Source organism: Ruegeria sp. R13_0, from assembly GCF_017743995.1.
In the GTDB taxonomy this organism is placed as follows: Bacteria; Pseudomonadota; Alphaproteobacteria; order Rhodobacterales; family Rhodobacteraceae; genus Ruegeria.
Window position 1 is genome coordinate 1 of record NZ_JAGHRB010000031.1, and the last position, 16,984, is coordinate 16,984.

Sequence of the window (16,984 nt, forward strand, 5' to 3'; positions counted from 1 at the left end):
AACGTCCTTGGCCAAATCCAGGCCCACAGTCTTTACTGTCATTGGGTGGCTCCTTTCCTAGCAGTCGATGACAACTGCACTTTGGCACGTTCGATGCCGGTGGAGCAGGAGCCATCCACCTCATCCGCTTTGGGCCGCTCGCGAGAGCAGCCTTTGTTTCGAAATCACTGAGTCAACTTGCCGTTAGGCGGTCGCCACAAGGCCCACGGCAGCGCGCCCTTGGTCAGTTTTGATGGAGAAGTCGGTGCCAAGATGCGGGTCGGCTTCCGGGCCACAGAGCCACATTAGTGCCTTGGCCACCCACTCAGGAGGAATGTGCGCGTCCAGATCAAGCTGGCTAACAGGGTTGATGCCGGATGCTTTGATTGTAACTTGCATATCGGTCGCGACCGTCCCGGGGCTCAGGCCAACAACACGCACACCTTGATCGCCATATTCCTTATGCGCCACACGGGTCAGCGCTAAGACCGCCGCTTTGGTCGCGCAGTAGTGGCTCCAGCCTTCGAGCGCGCTTGTCGCGGCACCGGAGCTGATGTTGATGATCGTCCCACCGCCACCGCGCAACATCTCTGGGATAGCGTAACGCAGCCCGTGGTACACGCCCTTGAAATTGACATCAACTATCTGGCTCCAAGCTTCCGGGTCACTGTCGGCTAGTCGTGCAATCGGATCAATCACACCTGCATTGTTGATCAGCACGTCGATTGAGCCGGTCTTTTCAATAGCCGTGTTGATCAGCACCTCAATATCGGCAGGCTGGCTCACGTCGCAGCGGATTGCAGTAGCAGTGCCACCGCCCTCGTTTATCTCTTTCGCGATTGCGTGGATCCGCGCTTCGGAGCGTGCGGCAAGCACGACATGCGCGCCTGTGTTGGCAAAGTGCCGAGCAGCAGCTTCACCAATCCCGCGGCTGGCACCTGTGATCACGACGGTTTTGTTGCTGATTTGGTTCATATGACTATTCCTATGCTCCCTGAGATCACATCATTTCGGCGAATGCCGCTTCGATGGATTTCTGATCCGCACGCCAAGCGTCAAAAACATCTGAGGCCGAAGCCGGGTAAATGTCCTCTTGATCCACAACCACGGCGGCCAATATATCGCGGACTACGGCCTCGGGGTTATCTTTTGGCGCATCGATACCAGCGAGCATGTCGGTGTCGATACCAGCAGGGAACGCGTTAATGACCTGAATATCCTTTGGACGAAGGTAAGCGCGCAAGGACATGGCCATAGACCACGCCGCCGCCTTTGACGCATTGTAACCTGCAAAGCCGGGCGCGCTGATAAAGGACATCAGCGTCAGCATGTTGACGATAGCACCACCACCGTTCGATTCGATGATCGGCGCAAAGGTTCGGGTCATGCCGCGGAGGCCGTCATAGTTCACGGCCATATCCTGAGCGAGGCCCGCATCGGTTACATCAAGCGCACCGCCAAAGGTCAGCGACCCTGCGTTGTTGATCAAAAGTGTGACGTCGTTTACCGTGCTTGCAACCGCTTCGATCATGGATGTGTTGGTGACATCCAGCGCGAGCGATACAACGCGCTGAGGGTCGAGCTCGATCGTCTCACTGAGGGTGTCCACATTGCGGGAGGCAGCATAGACTCTGGCTGCGCAGTGCTCGATCAGCTGAGCGACATGGTGGCGACCAACGCCGCGATTTGCTCCGGTGACCAGCGCGACTGAGTTTTCGATTTGCATGGGTGCTCTTCAAGTAGCGTTGCGATGTACCGGAAATACTCATGTAAAAATCGCCGAAAAATACTTCTATTAGAAAGGTAGCCGTGCAAAAAATCGCACGAATGGATACCGAAGCTCTGAAGATCGTCGCGCTTGTTGCCCAACAGGGGAGCTTTGCTGCCGCCGCGCGCGTACTCTCAGTGGACCCGTCGTCGGTGTCACGCAGCGTTGCCACCGTGGAGGCGGACTTGGGGCTGCGGTTGTTCCAACGCTCAACACGATCTTTGTCCATCACGGAGGAGGGGGAGGCCTACCTTGCCCGGCTTGTCCCGCTGCTGGAAGAGTTGGATCATGCCCAAGATGAAGCCCGCGAGGTCTCCCGCCACCCTGCAGGTACGGTGCGCCTGACCACCTCGGTTGCCTTTGCTCACACCTGCGTCGTGCCACTTCTCGCGGACTTCGCTGCGCAATACCCTGACATCTCGCTTGAGATCCTTCCCAGCGACGCAAACCTGGATTTGGCGGCAAACTCCATTGACTTGGCCATTCGCCTTGCGCCGGAACCGACGGGCGATCTCATCAGCACAAAGTTGATGGATACGAGGTATCGTGTCGTGGCGTCGCCGGAGTACCTGGGGAGCAGTGCCCCACTTTCGGTTCCGACAGAATTGCAGAACCACAATTGCCTTCGGTTTGCGCTGCCTGAGTTTCGAACGCGGTGGCGCTTTCGATCTATTGGCGAGGGCCCGATTGAAGTTCCAGTATCCGGAACCGTAATCATCGCCAACGCTCTATCACTGCGACGCGCCGCGCTCGACGGTCTGGGCCCGGTATTGCTGGCGGATTGGTTGGTCAGAGACGATCTCGTAGACGGGGCCCTGGTGGATGTGTTTCCTGACCTTGATTGCACCGCGACCGAATTTGATACCGCAGCATGGATCCTTTATCCCTCGCGTAACTACTTGCCACGAAAGGTGCGCGTTACAATAGACTTCCTGCGGGCGGCCTTGAAACCGAATGCTTGAGCCAGTCCACTGATTTAGGATTGCAGCGAAAGTCCGGAAAGCGAGCTGCGACTGCAGCATCCGGACGGCGTTTCGAAGGTACGATAAGGGCCGTCCACGAAGAGCCATTGCGGCTCGCGATTGTGAATGCTGCGCGGGCCCGGAGGTCGGCTGTGAGCCCAACTTGATCACTCATCACGACGCAGCGAATGTCGGGTCTTGCACTCAGCTAATTACGGGGTGAACCCTATGCCACTTAGTCGAGCGCGTTCAGTAAAACCGGTTTGAATGCGTTCAGGAGGGATTGATTTTATACGTCCCGCACTAACCTCATTTGCCCAAATTGGACGTTTTTCGAGCAAACAAACAGAACACTGCCAAGCGTTACTGAGTGATGGCCACAACAGCCAGACAGTCGCCCTGCTTGATCAGGCCGGGGAAATGTCGTGCTGCCAGAATCCCAGTCTCATTTGAAATCACATCTGCAGGCTTTTGTCCTGACCCATCCAAGGGCCATATCCTTGCGATAGCGTCGCCCTTGGCCACGTCATTCGCGAGATCGACCAGCATTTCAAGCATTCCGTCGCAGGGTGAAAAGTGAAAGCAATCGCCGCCGGTGGTGTCAATCCGGGTTGAGCCGTCGCTTGTCGGGTCACCGTCCAGAATGCCCACGTGCTTCAGGATATTTTCTGCACCCCGGCGCGCAATGCCGGCTGAGCGTGCTGTGGCGGAGCCGCCGCCTCCAAGCTCGGTGGAGACAAAAATCTTACCGGCGTCCTCGACGGCCGTGTCGTACATGCCGGTGGAGTCGATTTCTTTTAGCGTCATCGAGTAAGGAGCGCCGAACGCCTCCATCGCGGCGATGCACGCCGCTTCTTGGGTTTTGTCCTCAAGCAAGTGGGCTGCGGCAAATGGAATAAAGTCCAGAGACTTACCACCGGAATGATAGTCCAGAACAATATCGGCCATGGGGATGAGCTGGTTCAGGAAGTAATCTGCAATCTTCTCGGTCACCGTGCCATTCGGTTTGCCGGGAAAGATGCGGTTCATGTTCAGGCCATCAATCGGCGAAATGCGCTTAGCGGCCCGAAACGCGGGGTAGTTCATGTAAGGAATGATGATCACCCTGCCGCGCACCTCTTCGGCGCTCAGATCATGTGCAAGCGACTGGAGCGCAATCGGTCCTTCATATTCGTCCCCGTGGTTGGCCCCAGTAAGCAGCGCGGTTGGGCCATCCCCGTTTCGAAACACAGAAATCGGAATTTGTATAAGGCCCCATGCGCTGTCCTCGCGACTGTGCGGAAGAGACAGAAAGCCATGAAACTCCCCGTCCTGATCGAAGGGAACAGTGCTTGAGATCGGATTGGTTGCGGTCATGGTTTGATCATCAGTTTGCGTGGAACATTGGCGAGCAATTCTGGTTCACCATCTCGAATGACAATGCTCTCGGTAATCTCAAAGCCCCATGCGTCCATCCAAAGGCCCGTCATAAAGTGGAACGTCATGTTTGGTTCCAGAACCGTTTTGTCACCCGCCCGCAGGCTCATGGTCCTTTCGCCCCAGTCCGGGGGATAAGATAGCCCGATCGGATAGCCTGTTCGGTTGTCTTTCTCGATACCGTGGCGGGACAAAACCGCAAAGAAGGCTTTGGCGATGTCCTCGCAGAGGTTTCCTGCACGGGCTACTTCAAGACCGGCTTCCATCCCCTCTTGAACCGCTTTCTCGGCTTCGAGAAAGTCATTTGTCGGCTGGCCAAGAAAAACTGTTCTCGATAGCGGGCAATGATATCTGCGATACACGCCCGCGATTTCGAAAAACGTTCCTTCGCCGGTCTTCATGGGCTTGTCATCCCAGGTCAGGTGCGGCGCGGCGGCGTCCGCTCCGGACGGCAAAAGCGGGACAAGCGCGGGATAGTCGCCCCCAGCACCAATCTGGTCGTCATAGCGCAGACCGGCATCGTAAATCTCGGCCACGAGCGACGACTTTGGAAGACCCGGCTCAACCACTTCGAAGATACGTTTGTGCATCTTTTCGACAAACCGCCCTGCGACACGCATATAGTCAAGTTCGGTCTCGGACTTTACGGCGCGTTGCCAGTTCACCAACGCTGTTGCATCGAAAAACGATGCGCCATGCAGACCGCTGGTCAAGGCGGCATAGGCCTTGGCCGAAAACCAGTAATTGTCCATCTCGACGCCGATACGCTTGTTGCCCTGACCGCGCTCGGTCAGACGCGCCGCGAGATAATCCATCGGATGGCGCTCGGTGGATTGCACATAGTGGTCCGGGTAGCCAATGATGTCGGCCTCGGGCAGCCATGTTGTGCGCCGCGCGCCTGCAGCATCTTGTCCGCGTCCGAACCAAATCGGGTCGAAATCAGTGCCGACGATAACAGCCTGATGCACATAAAAGGACCAGCCGTCATAACCTGTCAGCCACGCCATATTGGACGGATCCGATATTATGAGCACATCCAGCCCGGCAGCCTCCATTGCGGTTCGGGTCTTGGACAGGCGGCTTGCGAATTCATCGGGCGTGAAATGGAGAATGGGTGCGTTCATGGTGTTTTTCTTCAGCTGTTGAATGTAGTGCCCGCGCCTTTGGCCTCGGCGCGTTGCCTTGCGAGCGTGGCGATGGCGGTGTCCTGCACGCCAGTGCCCGTCAGATCGGCTATGATAATATCGCTTTCTGACCGCCGACCAGACACATTGCCAACGACGATCGCTCCCAACTCAGCAAACTGCTTATCGGGAGGAACAACACCTGCGGCTAGGGCGCTGCGCAATTCACCTTTGACGGCGCATTGCGATTGACTATCCGGTACGTACAGGTCCGCGTGGGCCAGACAGCCCGGTTCCAGCTCGACCTTGTGTTCCTGATCCGACCCCATCGCGATGACCAACTGCCCCGGTCGCAACCAGTCCGACATGACTAGAGGCGTGGAAGCGGGCGTGGTGGTCACGACGATATCCGCCGAGGATACAGCAGCAGCGACGTCCTCCTTCGCACTTACGTCGATCCCCATCTCATCCCGCAGTTCGGTCGCCAGGGCATCGGCCTTTGAATTGTCTCGCGCCCAGATCACTGCGTTTGCGATCGGTCGTACAAGAGCAAGAGCCTTCAATTGCAATCTGGCTTGAACTCCGGCCCCGATGACACAGACCCTGCTTGCGTCTTCTTTTGCCAAGTGACGCGCGGCCACGGCTCCGGCGGCGGCGGTGCGGACATCCGTGAGGTAGCCGTTATCCAGCAGCAGAGCTTCGAGAATACCCGTCTTGGAAGAAAACAACACCATCAACCCGGATGTGCTTGGCAAGCCCAATTTGGGGTTGTCGAAAAACCCTGGGCTCATCTTCATGGCAAAACTGTCAATGCCGGGGACATAGGCGGACTTCACGCACACTTCGCCATTATGGTCCGGAACCATCAACGTCATGATCGGGGGCATCACGACGCTGCCTCCGGCCAGCACGGCGAACCCCTGTTCAACGCAGTCAATCGCGTCGGTGTCCAGTGGAACCAGCGTGCGAAGATCTGCCTCGGTCAGTATTTTGATTTCTGGCAACTCAACTCTCCTGCGCCACATCTACATCTTCGCCGGAAATGATCCGATGATGCAGGTTCATATCAATATTCTGTCCCGAAACGACGACGATGCATTTGCTGGGTTCTTTGATTTTTCCCGACATCAGCGCGGCAATCCCAACACTGCCCGATCCTTCGATGACCTGACGCTCTTGCCAATAGGCGTGGCGGATGGCTGCGGCGATCTCTGCCTCACTGACCAGAACGATCTCGTCGACAAAGCTACGGGTCATTGAAAAAGTGTATTCGTTGTCCAGCCCGACCCCGCCGCCGAGGCTATCCGCGAGGGTTGGAAGCTCGGGGACCATAATGGGCTTGCCCGCCTGTTGGCTTTCATACATGGCGGCACCGCGCTCCATCGAAACACCAATCACGCGGGTCGATGGACTCAGCCTTTTGATGACCATGCCTACTCCAGAAATCAGCCCACCGCCGGATAAGGGGACCAGTACGGTATCGGGATCTGACGACTGTTCAAGCATCTCAAGCGCCAGTGTGCTTTGTCCTGCGATGATCTGAGGGTGATCAAACGGCGGCAACATCACCATGCCTTCGGCAACGAGCTTATCGACTTCCAGCTGAGCATCATCCTGTGATCGCCCGACGATACGCACCTCGGCCCCTTCTGCCTTGATCCCGTCTACCTTGTTTTGCGGCACAAGCTCGGACATGCAGATGATGCACCGGACGCCCGCTTGTTTTGCCGCGTATGCCAGACCACGACCGTGATTGCCGGTGGAGACACCGACTACGCCGTGCGCACGTTCGGCTTCGGTCAGCGACAACACAGCGTTGGACGCGCCGCGAAGTTTGAAACTGCCGGTTTTTTGCAGCTGCTCTAATTTGAGTTCTATGGTACCACCGGTTGTCGCGCTCAGGCTGGGTGAGGCGGCAATCGGAGTGGTCCGGACATGGCCAGAAATGCGCTGCCGCGCCGAATGGCTGTCCTGAAGAGTGATTTCAGATTTCATTGCTTATTCCGAGCATGTTACGTCTTAAACAGCAAGCCGCCGTGTGGCACGTCAGAGGGTATCCCCAGATGCCTCATGCACCGCCAGACCATTGCCTGATTGGACGTCACAACCGGCTTGCTCAGCCGCTCCTCCAATTCCTCGACACATCCGGCGGCCCGAACGGCGGTGCAGGAAATGAAAAGCGCATCGGCATCATCGGCGCAGGCAGCAGCCCCGCCCTCGACAATGCTTTCTTTGGATATACGCGCCATTTCGCGGTCATCGGTCAGCCCGAAACAGGCGGCGTTCACAACGGTGGCGCTGCGTTGCGAGAAATAGGCAGAAAGGGACTCTGTTACATCCTGCGTGTAGGGGGTCAGAACACTGACCTTCCTAACGCCCAACGCGTCGAAAGCATCAAAGGCGGCGGAACTCGGGGTCACGCATGGCACGCCGGGCTTGGCCCTGTTCATGTGTTCGGCCACCGTGTCGTTGCCAAGAACCACAGAGGCGGCGGTGCATCCATAGACCAGAACATCTAGCGCCTCACCCGGCAGAATGTCGGCCGCGGCAGCAGTTAGACGCGGGCCGGTCCGCATAAGACTTTCGTGAGTGGTCGGGTTTTCGAACGCGATACGATTCACATAGACGCCAACATCCTGACCTCGCAGCATCCGCGAAAAATCAACCTCGGTCGTGTGATCGGTGGCCAGAGCGACCAATCCGATACGCTTTGCAACGGGGCGGGTGTCGAGACGGGATGCAACGGATGAAATCGAAGACTTTATGGACAATTCCATTTCTACCTCAAACCACAAGTACAGGGCATTGTGCCAGGCTTGTCACCTTGTGCGAAACGCTTCCCAGCAGATACCCCTCGATTGATCCCAAACCACGGCTTCCCATGACAATCAGGTCGTTCTGATGCTCTTGCGAGAAGCCGACGATTGTGCGCGCAACGGGCCCGCCCTTGACGAAGGCACGTATGTTCTCGCAGCCTGCTTTTCGGGCGATTGATGCGCCATTTTCTGCGATTTCCTTGGAACGCTCGCGCATGATTTCGTCAATGTTATCGGGCTGTTCAACGTCTGTTACATACATTGACCCCTCGAGTACCGAATGGTGCCGATAGAGGGTTAATATCGTGAGTTCAGCGCCCGATAGTTTCGCTAGCTCCGCAGCCTTTTGAACTGCCGCGACTGCGCCTTCGGACCCGTCAAATGCGGCCAGTATTGATGTAAACATGCGTCAGCCCCCTATTTGCCAAAGGCCACATCGCGCAGGAAAAGCGCCAGTTGTGGGAAGAAGATCAAAAGAACCGAGACGGTAAGAAGCATGAACACGAAAGGTGGTGTTCCTCGGATGACCTCAAGATAGGGCCGCTTGAACACCGCCACCGCGGTAAAGATATCGCATCCAAAGGGTGGCGTGGCAGACCCGATTGCGGCCTGCAGCGTGATCAATGTGCCAACCAGGATCGGATCAAGTCCGGTTTGCGCGACAACAGGTGCAAAGATTGGAACAAAGATCAAGATCACGACGATCGGGTCCACGAACATGCAGCCGATGAAGAATGCGATCGCAATTGTGAACAACACACCGATCTGACCCATCTGGTCAATTCCAAGTGCCCCCAGCAGCTGCTGCGGGATTTGCGCGAAGGACAAAACCCAGGCAAATGCCGCCCCGGCACCGACAAGGATAAAGACCACGGCGGTCACCATTCCAGTCGACAGGGCCGTTTGATAAAGGTCCGTGATTTTCATGGTTCTGAAAATCACCACTTCCAGGAAGAGCGCATAGGCAACGCTGATTGCAGCCGCCTCTGTCGGGCTGAAAATACCGAAGAAAATCCCGCCAATGATCAGCACGGGAAAACCCAGTGGCCACAAGGCTCCGCGAATTGCGATCAACCGCTCACGCCAGGAGGCTTTCGGCTCGGTCGGGACATCGTTCAGTTTGGCATAGATAACACTGTAGATCGAAAACATGATCAGGATCAGAATGCCCGGCCCAAGACCCGCAATGAACAGTTCCGGAATGGATGCTTTTGCCACCACACCATAGATGATCATCCCGATGCTGGGCGGGATCAGAAATGCGATGTCGCTCGAATTCACGATGAGGGCGAGGATGAACGAATCCTTGTATCCCCCTTTGAGCATCCGGGGCCGCAGGGGCGTACCCACTGCGACAACGGTTGCCTGGGTGGAACCCGACACAGCGCCAAACAAGGCGCAGGCCGTCGCAGTGCTGACCGCCAGACCCCCTCGAATGTGGCGGACAAAGGCCATGACCATATCGATCAAACGGCCTGCAGACTGGCCCCGTGTCATGATGTCCGCTGCCAATATGAACATAGGCACGGCGATCAAAGACGCGGGTCGGATTCCCCCAAGCATCTGTTGAACCAGAAACTCGGTCTTATCGATGGAGCCGAACAATTGAACGACACCGATGAACGCTCCGGCAATTAGCGGAACCATCATCGGAAAGCCTAGCAGCAGAAGCACGACCATTACGGAAAACATCAACAGGGCCATATTAAAGCTCCAATTCCAGTTCCTGCGCATCCGCTTCGCGCAGATCAGTGGACAGATAGATGTCCGGCTCTTTGAGGTTTTGAAGGCAGGTCAATGCGTACTGAATGCCCGAGACGAGCAGCCCGACAGGAACCCAAAGAAAGCTGAGATAGACAGGAAATCCAAGCGCGGGATAAACGCGCCCCTTCGATTGAATACTGACGATGTATTGCACCGCATACCAAGCCAGAAGCAGCAGCAGTATCGAAGTGACCCCCGTGATGACGATCATCAAAACCTTCCGGATGCGTTTAGGCATAGCATCAGAAATGGCCGACATCCGAATATGGCGCCCATGTCGGGCGGCGTATCCAAGTCCAGCAAACGTAACTAACAAAATGAAAATGCTGTTCAGCTCTTCGGCAAAGATGATTGAGTGATTGAACAGAAACCGGCTGATGACATTGGCAATGGTATTCACGGCCATCAGGATCACGCCGATGGCCATGATCACACGTTCCAGCGCGGCAATGCCATTGTCCAAACTGTCGATCAGACCCGTCACGCCGCTTTTTTTGTCTGGCGTATTGTTCATCGTCTCTCCCCAGTGCCAGCCGACCCGGCGCATCACTTTGATTTTTTAGACGGCCTGCGGGCTCCAGAATTTTTGAAAGGGCCCGCAGTACACCGCACCGTGAATGGTTTGGTTCCTCTAGCGCAGCCTATTGCCGCGCCGCTTCCAGATCTTTCTTCATCTGTTCAAGGATAGCCTCACCCCGCGGTCCTGCCCGCTCGATAAATGCAGCTTCCACCAATTTGGCCCGCTCTTTGAACGCTTCGCGCTCTTCGTCCGTCAGGCGCACAATCTTATAGTCGGGATTGGATTCCTGGATCTTTTTCAGGCCGGTGGCGTCCAGTTCGACCGCCACGTCCAGAATGTAATCCAAAGCTTCCTGCGATGCCTTTTGCACAAGGGCTTTGTCCTCGTCGCTCAGCCCGTCGTAAAATTCGGCATTTGCCATTACGGCTGTCGTATATTGTCCGTGACCGGTGTAGGTCATGACCTTGGTGAGGTTATCCAGATCATAGGCTTCGATCCAGACCGTGGGGTTTTCCTGGCCGTCAACCATGTTGGTTTTTAAGGCCCCGATCAGTTCACCCCATGGCATAGCAATCGGAGACGCACCAAAAGCTTTGTATGTCTCCAGCAGCAATGGCGACGTCATGGTGCGAATTTTCATACCCTCCATATCTTCGGGGGTGCGGAATTCTTCCATGGTGGTCACGACCATTTCGCCCTCGGGGAACATCGCCAACAGCTCCAGACCCTGTTCGCGATAGCTGTCGTGGAACATCTCGTTGACCGCGACGCCCTCTTTGAAGAACTTGCGAACTTCCTGCGGATCTGTCGGCTGAACATACGGCACCAGAAACGCTTCGGCCTCGGGGATCATTGCGCCAGTAAAGCCCGGCGACTGGTCGATGAACTGAAGCAATCCGGCCTGTGCCTGTTCCATGGCATCAGCGGATTCCCCAAGCGAACCGATGGGGAAAATCTGAACGGTATGATCGGAATTGGCTTCGATCACCTCTTTGAACTTCAGCGCATACATTCCCTGCGGATCAGTCAGCGCCTCTTCCATGGCATAGCGCCAGTTGTCGGCACTGGCCGAGGTCGCTCCGACCAGCATTGCGAGTGCGGACGCTGCTGCAGCAATTTTCTTAATTGTCATGTTTGACTCCCTGTTTCATTGGCGCGTCTCAGGTTGGCCCTGATCGGCCGTTTGTAACTTCGAGGGCGCATGACAAATCATCCGACCCTGACGCCGCCAATGCTTTTGTGGAAAATCAAATCATGTCAATTTTTTTATTAAATCATGACAATTTTATCCAGCGTTTCCGTGCAAACTCAGATTGCGAGGAGCGCCGGTTCCGGTGAATTGCCTGCCAAACGGGCAATAATGCTCAATCCTTTTGCAAGCTCTTGCTCTGTCCCGATTCCGACACATATGCGGACGGCTTCCGGCGCGGCCTCTTCTCCGGTCCGAAAATTCGAGGACGCCGCAACCGCGACACCTTCGTTGCGCGCATGTTCGACAAAATCCCGCGCTTTCCACGGCTCGGGCAGTGGAAGCCAGACGTGCATTCCATATGGCGAAGAGGCGAAATCAAGCGGGCCGAACTTAGATCTCACGATCGCGTTTCTGCGGTCAAGATTTTTCCTTTGCCACTTCAAAAGGGTTTGCGCCGTTCCATCTACGATCCAACGCGTGGCGATCTCGGCCATAAGGGGTGTCGCCATCCAATTCGTAACAAGATGCCGATTCCGCGCGGCCGATATCATCGAGTCCGGAACCACCAGCCAGCCAAGTCGTAACCCGGGCAGCAGGCATTTCGTCACCCCGGTAAAGTAGAAAGTTTGATCCGGCGCCAGTTCAGCAAAGGCCGGGGATCTTGCAGGGTTGATCGGACCCCAGGCATCGCTTTCGATGATCCAGACACCATACTTCTTTGCGATGTCACACAAGGCCTGCCTGCGTTCAGCGCTTGCGAAGGCGCAAGTCGGGCCGAGGCCGGATGGCATTAAAAACAAAGCTTTGACAGCTTCACCTTTGCAGGCTGCTTCAAACGCCTCGGGCACGACACCTTCTGCGTCAATGGACAAACCCTGCAGGCGCAGACCCAGCGTTGAAGTCAGCGATTTAAGGGTATGATGACCCAGCGTCTCGGTCACAATCAACTCACCTGGCAAGGCGGCTGTTTGCAACGCGACACTCATGGCCGCCGTATTGCCGTTTGTCGGAATAATGCGCTCAGGGTCGACCGGCACCCCGCCTGCTGTGATCCAACGCGCGGCTTCTGTTACATGCCGCTCCAGAGTAGAGCGCGGTCGAAAGGAAACGAGCGTGCTTTGCGGCAGGTCCTTGGACAACTCGCTCAGCGTTCGGGCCATGCATTCTGCGTGGATGTCACCGGTGACAGGGGCGAGCATTGAGAGGTCAATAATGTCCAAACCACCCGACGCGCGATTCCACGGCACCTGAGCATCACCATCGCGCCCACGCACAAAGCTGCCGCGTCCGACCTCTCCGCTGATAAAGCCCAAACGGCTCAACTCGTCATAGGCACGGCTGACTGTCTGAACACTCAGCTCCAGCTCATACGACAGCGCCCGATGGGTCGGAAGCTGCGTTCCTGCGGGCAAATCACCGCTCTCAATCGCCTCAACCAGTTTTCTCGCAAGCGAGCGGTAGGCTGGGCGCACAAGGTCTTGTTTTTGAATCGGCCATTTTGTCATGATATTATCCTGAATAATACCAATACAATTGACAAGTACATTCCGATTTCGGATTGGTTTCATATGAGCATTCAACTTGACAATCGGGACCTTGAAATCCTACGCATCCTGAGCCGCGAGGGTCGGATATCGAAAACCGAGCTCGCCAAGCGCGTGAACCTCTCTCCGACACCCTGTTGGGAGCGTTTGAAACGATTGGAGAATTCAGGGCTGATCCGGGGCTACCGCGCGGATATCGAGCTTTCGGCGATTGGCCCAAGCGTCACGATATTCGTTACCGTCGAATTGGAACGACACAGGGCGCAGGATTTTCGCGCCTTCGAAGACACGGTTATCCAGCGCGATGAGGTCACCGCCTGCTGGGCATTAGGTGGTGGGTTTGACTACATCCTGCAAGTTGTGACGAAAGACGTAGACACTTATCAACGCTTCATAGACACGCTTCTGCACGCCGATCTCGGGCTGGCGCGATACTTCACTTACATCGTCACATCGACCGTCAAGGCCAGCGCACCCCCGTTTGCCGTCCTCGATGGCACACAGAAAAAGTGATGCCTTTCCCCGGCTGATTTCAGAGAAATCGTCTGCCCAAAGCCCCACAATCAGAAACACCCTCTGCGGCGTCTCGCGCTAACAAGGGTGCAGCCTTTGTCCAGGAGTTGCACCCATGCTTGCAGAAACTGACCTTACTCACGCTCCAACGGTTGATCTGGCTGATGCGTCACTGCTCAGGCATTTCGCCTATGTCGGAAATCAGTGGATTGCCGGACGCCGCCGAGAAGAATTTGGCGTCAACGATCCGGCCACAGGACATGTGCTGGGCCAGGTCGCCGCGATTGATGGCGAAGACAGCGCAGGCGCGGTCAATGTAGCCCATCGCGCCTTCACGTCCTGGGCAAAATCGCTGCCGCAGGACCGGGCAAAGGTGCTGCGCAAATGGCATGATCTGATTGTGGCCAACCGAGAGGACCTCGCGCAAATCATGACTGCCGAGCAGGGCAAGCCAATCTCGGAGGCGCGCGGCGAAATCGACTATGCTGCATCATTTGTTGAATTCTACGCAGAAGAAACCCGCCGACCCAATATCGAAGGGGTCACGTCGCATCTGAACACAGCCGAAGTCGAACTTTGGCGCGAACCGGTCGGTGTTGCGGCCCTGATCACACCGTGGAATTTCCCCTGCGCGATGATCACCCGAAAGGCGGCAGCAGCCATCGCTGCGGGCTGCAGCGTGCTTGTCCACCCGTCGAAAGAGACACCTTTTTCCGCGCTGGCCCTCGCCGAGCTCGCAGATCGTGCGGGTTTTCCGGACGGCGTCTTCAATGTTGCCACCGGAGACCCTGCGACAATCGTCGAGCCCTGGCTGACCGACACCCGGGTTCGGGCGCTGTCCTTCACCGGCAGCACCGAAATTGGGCGGATGCTTTATGCCCGGTCGGCGGAAACCGTTAAACGGCTGGTCCTGGAACTTGGTGGGCACGCCCCCTTCATCGTTTTCGAAGATGCCGATCTGGACGTCGCTGTGCGCGAAGCCATCAACGCGAAATTCGCAACTACCGGTCAGGATTGCCTCGGCGCCAACCGGTTCCTTGTTGCCCGCCCCATCTATGATGAATTTGTCGACCGGTTCGTCAAAGCCACAGCGGCGCTTTCAATGGATGCGGGGATCAACGATCCGGATCTCGGCCCGCTGATGAACGCGGCAGCTGTCGCAAAACAAATCGAACAGGTCGAAGACGCTGTCGCGCAGGGCGCACACTGCCTGCTCGGGGGGCAAGTATCAGACAAAGGCCCCTTGTTCTTTGAGGCCACTGTCCTTAGCGATGTGCCGACATACGCAAAGATATTCCACGAAGAGACATTTGGCCCGGTGGCAGCCATCACGCCCTTCGATGCCGAGGGCGAGGCGGTCGAGATCGCAAATGCGACGGAATACGGGCTGGTCGCGTATGTCCATACTCAGGACCCGCGCCGGATTTACCGAACAAGCCGGGCCTTGCAATTCGGCATGGTTGCCGTGAACCGGACCAAAATTACCGGCGCGCCGATCCCGTTCGGCGGCGTCAAACAGTCCGGGCTTGGGCGCGAAGGCGCCAGACAAGGGCTCGAGGCTTTCACAGAAATCAAATATGTCTGCCGCGACTGGGCGTGACAAAGGCGAGGAAAAAACAATGCTGACAAATGATCAACTGGCCGCATGGGATCGCGAGAATTTCTTTCACCCCTCAACACATCTGGCCAACCATGCGCGCGGCGACACGCCGTCTCGAGTCATCACAGGCGGGGAAGGTGTGTATATCGAAGACCGCGATGGCAAGCGTATGCTGGACGCGTTTGCCGGGCTCTATTGCGTCAACGTCGGCTATGGACGACAGGAAATAGCCGACGCAATTGCCGAACAAGCCAAAGAGCTTGCTTACTATCACGCCTATGTCGGCCATGGTACAGAGGCGTCGATCACGCTAGCCAAAATGATTCTGGATCGCGCGCCGGATCATATGTCCAAGGTATACTTCGGACTGGGCGGCTCCGATGCGAATGAGACCAACATCAAGCTCGTCTGGTACTACAACAACATCCTTGGACGCCCTGAAAAGAAGAAGATCATCAGCCGGTGGCGGGGGTACCACGGATCGGGCCTGATGACCGGGTCGCTCACCGGGCTCGAACTCTTCCACAAAAAATTCGACTTGCCGCTGGCTCAGGTGATTCATACCGAAGCACCTTATTACCTGCGCCGCCCCGAGGCTGGCATGAGCGAACAGGAATTTTCCAACTGGTGCGCCGCGCGTCTCGAAGACCTGATCCTCGCCGAAGGGCCCGACACGATTGCTGCGTTCATTGGAGAACCCATCCTTGGAACCGGCGGGATCGTCCCGCCGCCTGAAGGGTATTGGGCGGCCATTCAGGAAGTGCTGAACAAATACGATATTCTGCTGATCGCGGATGAGGTGGTCACCGGCTTCGGACGGCTCGGCAGCATGTTCGGCTCGACGCACTATGGATTGCAGCCGGATATCATCACAATCGCCAAAGGCCTGACCTCGGCCTACGCGCCGCTATCCGGTTCGATCGTGTCCGAAAAGTTGTGGTCTGTTCTGGAACAGGGGACAGATGAAAACGGCCCCATCGGTCACGGATGGACTTACTCGGCTCACCCTATCGGAGCGGCCGCGGGAATTGCCAATCTACAACTGATCGACAAGCTGGAACTGACAAGCAACGCAGGTACCACCGGCGCCTATCTGAATGCCGAGATGCAAAAAGCCTTGGGTAATCATCCAAACGTCGTTGAAATACGCGGCGAGGGTATGCTCTGCGCCGTCGAATTCGCGCGTGATCCTTCATCCCGGTCGTTCTTTGAGCCCGGCAAAAGCATCGGTGCAAAAGTCGCTGGAGCGCTCTTGGGGGAAGGCGTCATCGCAAGAGCCATGCCGCAAGGCGACATACTGGGATTCGCCCCTCCACTATGCCTCACGCGCGACGAGGCCGACCGGATCGTCGAGGCAACACGCCGAGCGGTTGCTTCCACCGACTTTGCATAGGCTCATCTTTTCGTTGCCACACCGCAGAGTCACTATTCGAACGTGCTTGGGCGTCAGCTCCTGATTTCGCAGTTTCAGCCAAAGTCCAGTCTGATGAAGCTGCATCGCAGCGCTTGACAAGATCGGCAAGGTCCGGATTGGGCCGGTCATTCCGGCCCGATTTTTATTCCGTCTTGTTCAAATCGCCAGTTGTCAGGATCGCGCCGGCCTGAAGATCTTCGGCGTCCAGCATCGTTGCAACCCTTTCGAGCGCGGCAACAAGCATTGCCTGCTCCCAGTCCTCCATCTGCTTGAACCGCTGCACATAGAGCTGTTGCAGCGGATCTGGAGCGTCCTCCAGGGTTTGCCGCCCGCGATCCGTGATCAGGATGTTGGTCTGCCGTCGGTCGGTCA

General features: G+C 56.6%; 16 protein-coding genes and 1 pseudogene. 4 read left to right on the forward strand and 13 right to left on the reverse strand.

The genetic code is table 11. The annotated features are described in order from the left end of the window. Positions 1–183 precede the first annotated feature (183 nt). Positions 184–954, reverse strand: a complete 771-nt coding sequence (locus tag J7394_RS22155) for an SDR family oxidoreductase (RefSeq protein WP_209256135.1) — start codon at positions 952–954, stop codon at positions 184–186. A gap of 25 nt (positions 955–979) precedes the next feature. Then, positions 980–1,705 (reverse strand): SDR family NAD(P)-dependent oxidoreductase, encoded by a 726-nt coding sequence (locus J7394_RS22160; RefSeq protein ID WP_209256136.1) that lies wholly within the window; start codon positions 1,703–1,705, stop codon positions 980–982. Positions 1,706–1,806: 101 nt separating this feature from the next. Here J7394_RS22160 and J7394_RS22165 point away from each other — a divergent pair, with 101 nt between their 5' ends. Next, complete coding sequence (locus J7394_RS22165; protein WP_209256137.1) at positions 1,807–2,709, forward strand: LysR family transcriptional regulator; 903 nt, start codon at positions 1,807–1,809, stop codon at positions 2,707–2,709. 363 nt (positions 2,710–3,072) lie between these two features. Here J7394_RS22165 and doeB read toward each other — a convergent pair whose 3' ends face one another. The 10 genes from doeB to J7394_RS22215 form a co-directional block, all read right to left on the reverse strand. Further along, the gene (gene doeB, locus J7394_RS22170; protein ID WP_209256138.1) at positions 3,073–4,065 is read right to left on the reverse strand and encodes a N(2)-acetyl-L-2,4-diaminobutanoate deacetylase DoeB; all 993 of its coding nucleotides are present in this window, start codon (positions 4,063–4,065) and stop codon (positions 3,073–3,075) included. Further along, positions 4,062–5,249: an ectoine hydrolase DoeA gene (doeA, locus tag J7394_RS22175; protein ID WP_209256139.1), complete on the reverse strand. Its 1,188-nt coding sequence runs from the start codon at positions 5,247–5,249 to the stop codon at positions 4,062–4,064. The genes doeB and doeA overlap by 4 nt, the downstream gene beginning before the upstream one ends. Positions 5,250–5,260: 11 nt before the next feature. Then, positions 5,261–6,253, reverse strand: a complete 993-nt coding sequence (gene eutC, locus J7394_RS22180; protein ID WP_209256140.1) for an ectoine utilization protein EutC — start codon at positions 6,251–6,253, stop codon at positions 5,261–5,263. A gap of 1 nt (position 6,254) precedes the next feature. Continuing rightward, entirely contained in the window at positions 6,255–7,244 is a 990-nt protein-coding gene (eutB, locus tag J7394_RS22185) for a hydroxyectoine utilization dehydratase EutB (protein WP_209256141.1), read from the reverse strand. Positions 7,245–7,261: 17 nt separating this feature from the next. Then, positions 7,262–8,026: an ectoine utilization protein EutA gene (gene eutA / locus J7394_RS22190; RefSeq protein ID WP_209256142.1), complete on the reverse strand. Its 765-nt coding sequence runs from the start codon at positions 8,024–8,026 to the stop codon at positions 7,262–7,264. 7 nt (positions 8,027–8,033) lie between these two features. Further along, on the reverse strand, positions 8,034–8,471 hold the full coding sequence (locus J7394_RS22195; protein WP_170547563.1) for a universal stress protein: 438 nt from the start codon (positions 8,469–8,471) through the stop codon (positions 8,034–8,036). An 11-nt stretch (positions 8,472–8,482) separates the two neighbouring features. Beyond that, a complete protein-coding gene (locus tag J7394_RS22200; RefSeq protein WP_209256143.1) occupies positions 8,483–9,769 on the reverse strand; it encodes a TRAP transporter large permease in 1,287 nt (428 codons plus the stop codon). Position 9,770: 1 nt separating this feature from the next. Continuing rightward, entirely contained in the window at positions 9,771–10,343 is a 573-nt protein-coding gene (locus J7394_RS22205; RefSeq protein WP_209256144.1) for a TRAP transporter small permease, read from the reverse strand. Positions 10,344–10,470: 127 nt separating this feature from the next. After that, positions 10,471–11,481, reverse strand: a complete 1,011-nt coding sequence (dctP, locus tag J7394_RS22210) for a TRAP transporter substrate-binding protein DctP (RefSeq protein WP_209256145.1) — start codon at positions 11,479–11,481, stop codon at positions 10,471–10,473. Positions 11,482–11,657: 176 nt separating this feature from the next. Beyond that, entirely contained in the window at positions 11,658–13,046 is a 1,389-nt protein-coding gene (locus tag J7394_RS22215; RefSeq protein WP_209256146.1) for a PLP-dependent aminotransferase family protein, read from the reverse strand. Positions 13,047–13,115: 69 nt separating this feature from the next. Here J7394_RS22215 and J7394_RS22220 point away from each other — a divergent pair, with 69 nt between their 5' ends. The 3 genes from J7394_RS22220 (at position 13,116) to J7394_RS22230 (ending at position 16,591) form a co-directional block, all read left to right on the forward strand. Beyond that, positions 13,116–13,598, forward strand: a complete 483-nt coding sequence (locus J7394_RS22220) for an Lrp/AsnC family transcriptional regulator (protein WP_371812149.1) — start codon at positions 13,116–13,118, stop codon at positions 13,596–13,598. A 115-nt stretch (positions 13,599–13,713) separates the two neighbouring features. Next, positions 13,714–15,198, forward strand: coding sequence for an NAD-dependent succinate-semialdehyde dehydrogenase (locus J7394_RS22225; protein ID WP_209256148.1), 1,485 nt, complete (start codon positions 13,714–13,716; stop codon positions 15,196–15,198). Positions 15,199–15,217: 19 nt separating this feature from the next. Continuing rightward, positions 15,218–16,591, forward strand: coding sequence for an aspartate aminotransferase family protein (locus J7394_RS22230; RefSeq protein WP_209256149.1), 1,374 nt, complete (start codon positions 15,218–15,220; stop codon positions 16,589–16,591). A 163-nt stretch (positions 16,592–16,754) separates the two neighbouring features. Here the strand turns inward: J7394_RS22230 and J7394_RS22235 are convergent. Beyond that, positions 16,755–16,984, reverse strand: a pseudogene (locus J7394_RS22235) (MarR family transcriptional regulator); the annotation flags it as partial.

Bases quoted from the DNA above. Each gene is read 5' to 3' on its own strand.
- J7394_RS22155 (WP_209256135.1), bottom strand. From the start codon at position 954: ATGAACCAAATCAGCAACAAAACCGTCGTGATCACAGGTGCCAGCCGC.
- J7394_RS22160 (WP_209256136.1), bottom strand. From the start codon at position 1,705: ATGCAAATCGAAAACTCAGTCGCGCTGGTCACCGGAGCAAATCGCGGC.
- J7394_RS22165 (WP_209256137.1), top strand. From the start codon at position 1,807: ATGGATACCGAAGCTCTGAAGATCGTCGCGCTTGTTGCCCAACAGGGG.
- doeB (WP_209256138.1), bottom strand. From the start codon at position 4,065: ATGACCGCAACCAATCCGATCTCAAGCACTGTTCCCTTCGATCAGGAC.
- doeA (WP_209256139.1), bottom strand. From the start codon at position 5,249: ATGAACGCACCCATTCTCCATTTCACGCCCGATGAATTCGCAAGCCGC.
- eutB (WP_209256141.1), bottom strand. From the start codon at position 7,244: ATGAAATCTGAAATCACTCTTCAGGACAGCCATTCGGCGCGGCAGCGC.
- eutA (WP_209256142.1), bottom strand. From the start codon at position 8,026: ATGGAATTGTCCATAAAGTCTTCGATTTCATCCGTTGCATCCCGTCTC.
- J7394_RS22195 (WP_170547563.1), bottom strand. From the start codon at position 8,471: ATGTTTACATCAATACTGGCCGCATTTGACGGGTCCGAAGGCGCAGTC.
- J7394_RS22200 (WP_209256143.1), bottom strand. From the start codon at position 9,769: ATGGCCCTGTTGATGTTTTCCGTAATGGTCGTGCTTCTGCTGCTAGGC.
- J7394_RS22205 (WP_209256144.1), bottom strand. From the start codon at position 10,343: ATGAACAATACGCCAGACAAAAAAAGCGGCGTGACGGGTCTGATCGAC.
- dctP (WP_209256145.1), bottom strand. From the start codon at position 11,481: ATGACAATTAAGAAAATTGCTGCAGCAGCGTCCGCACTCGCAATGCTG.
- J7394_RS22215 (WP_209256146.1), bottom strand. From the start codon at position 13,046: ATGACAAAATGGCCGATTCAAAAACAAGACCTTGTGCGCCCAGCCTAC.
- J7394_RS22225 (WP_209256148.1), top strand. From the start codon at position 13,714: ATGCTTGCAGAAACTGACCTTACTCACGCTCCAACGGTTGATCTGGCT.
- J7394_RS22230 (WP_209256149.1), top strand. From the start codon at position 15,218: ATGCTGACAAATGATCAACTGGCCGCATGGGATCGCGAGAATTTCTTT.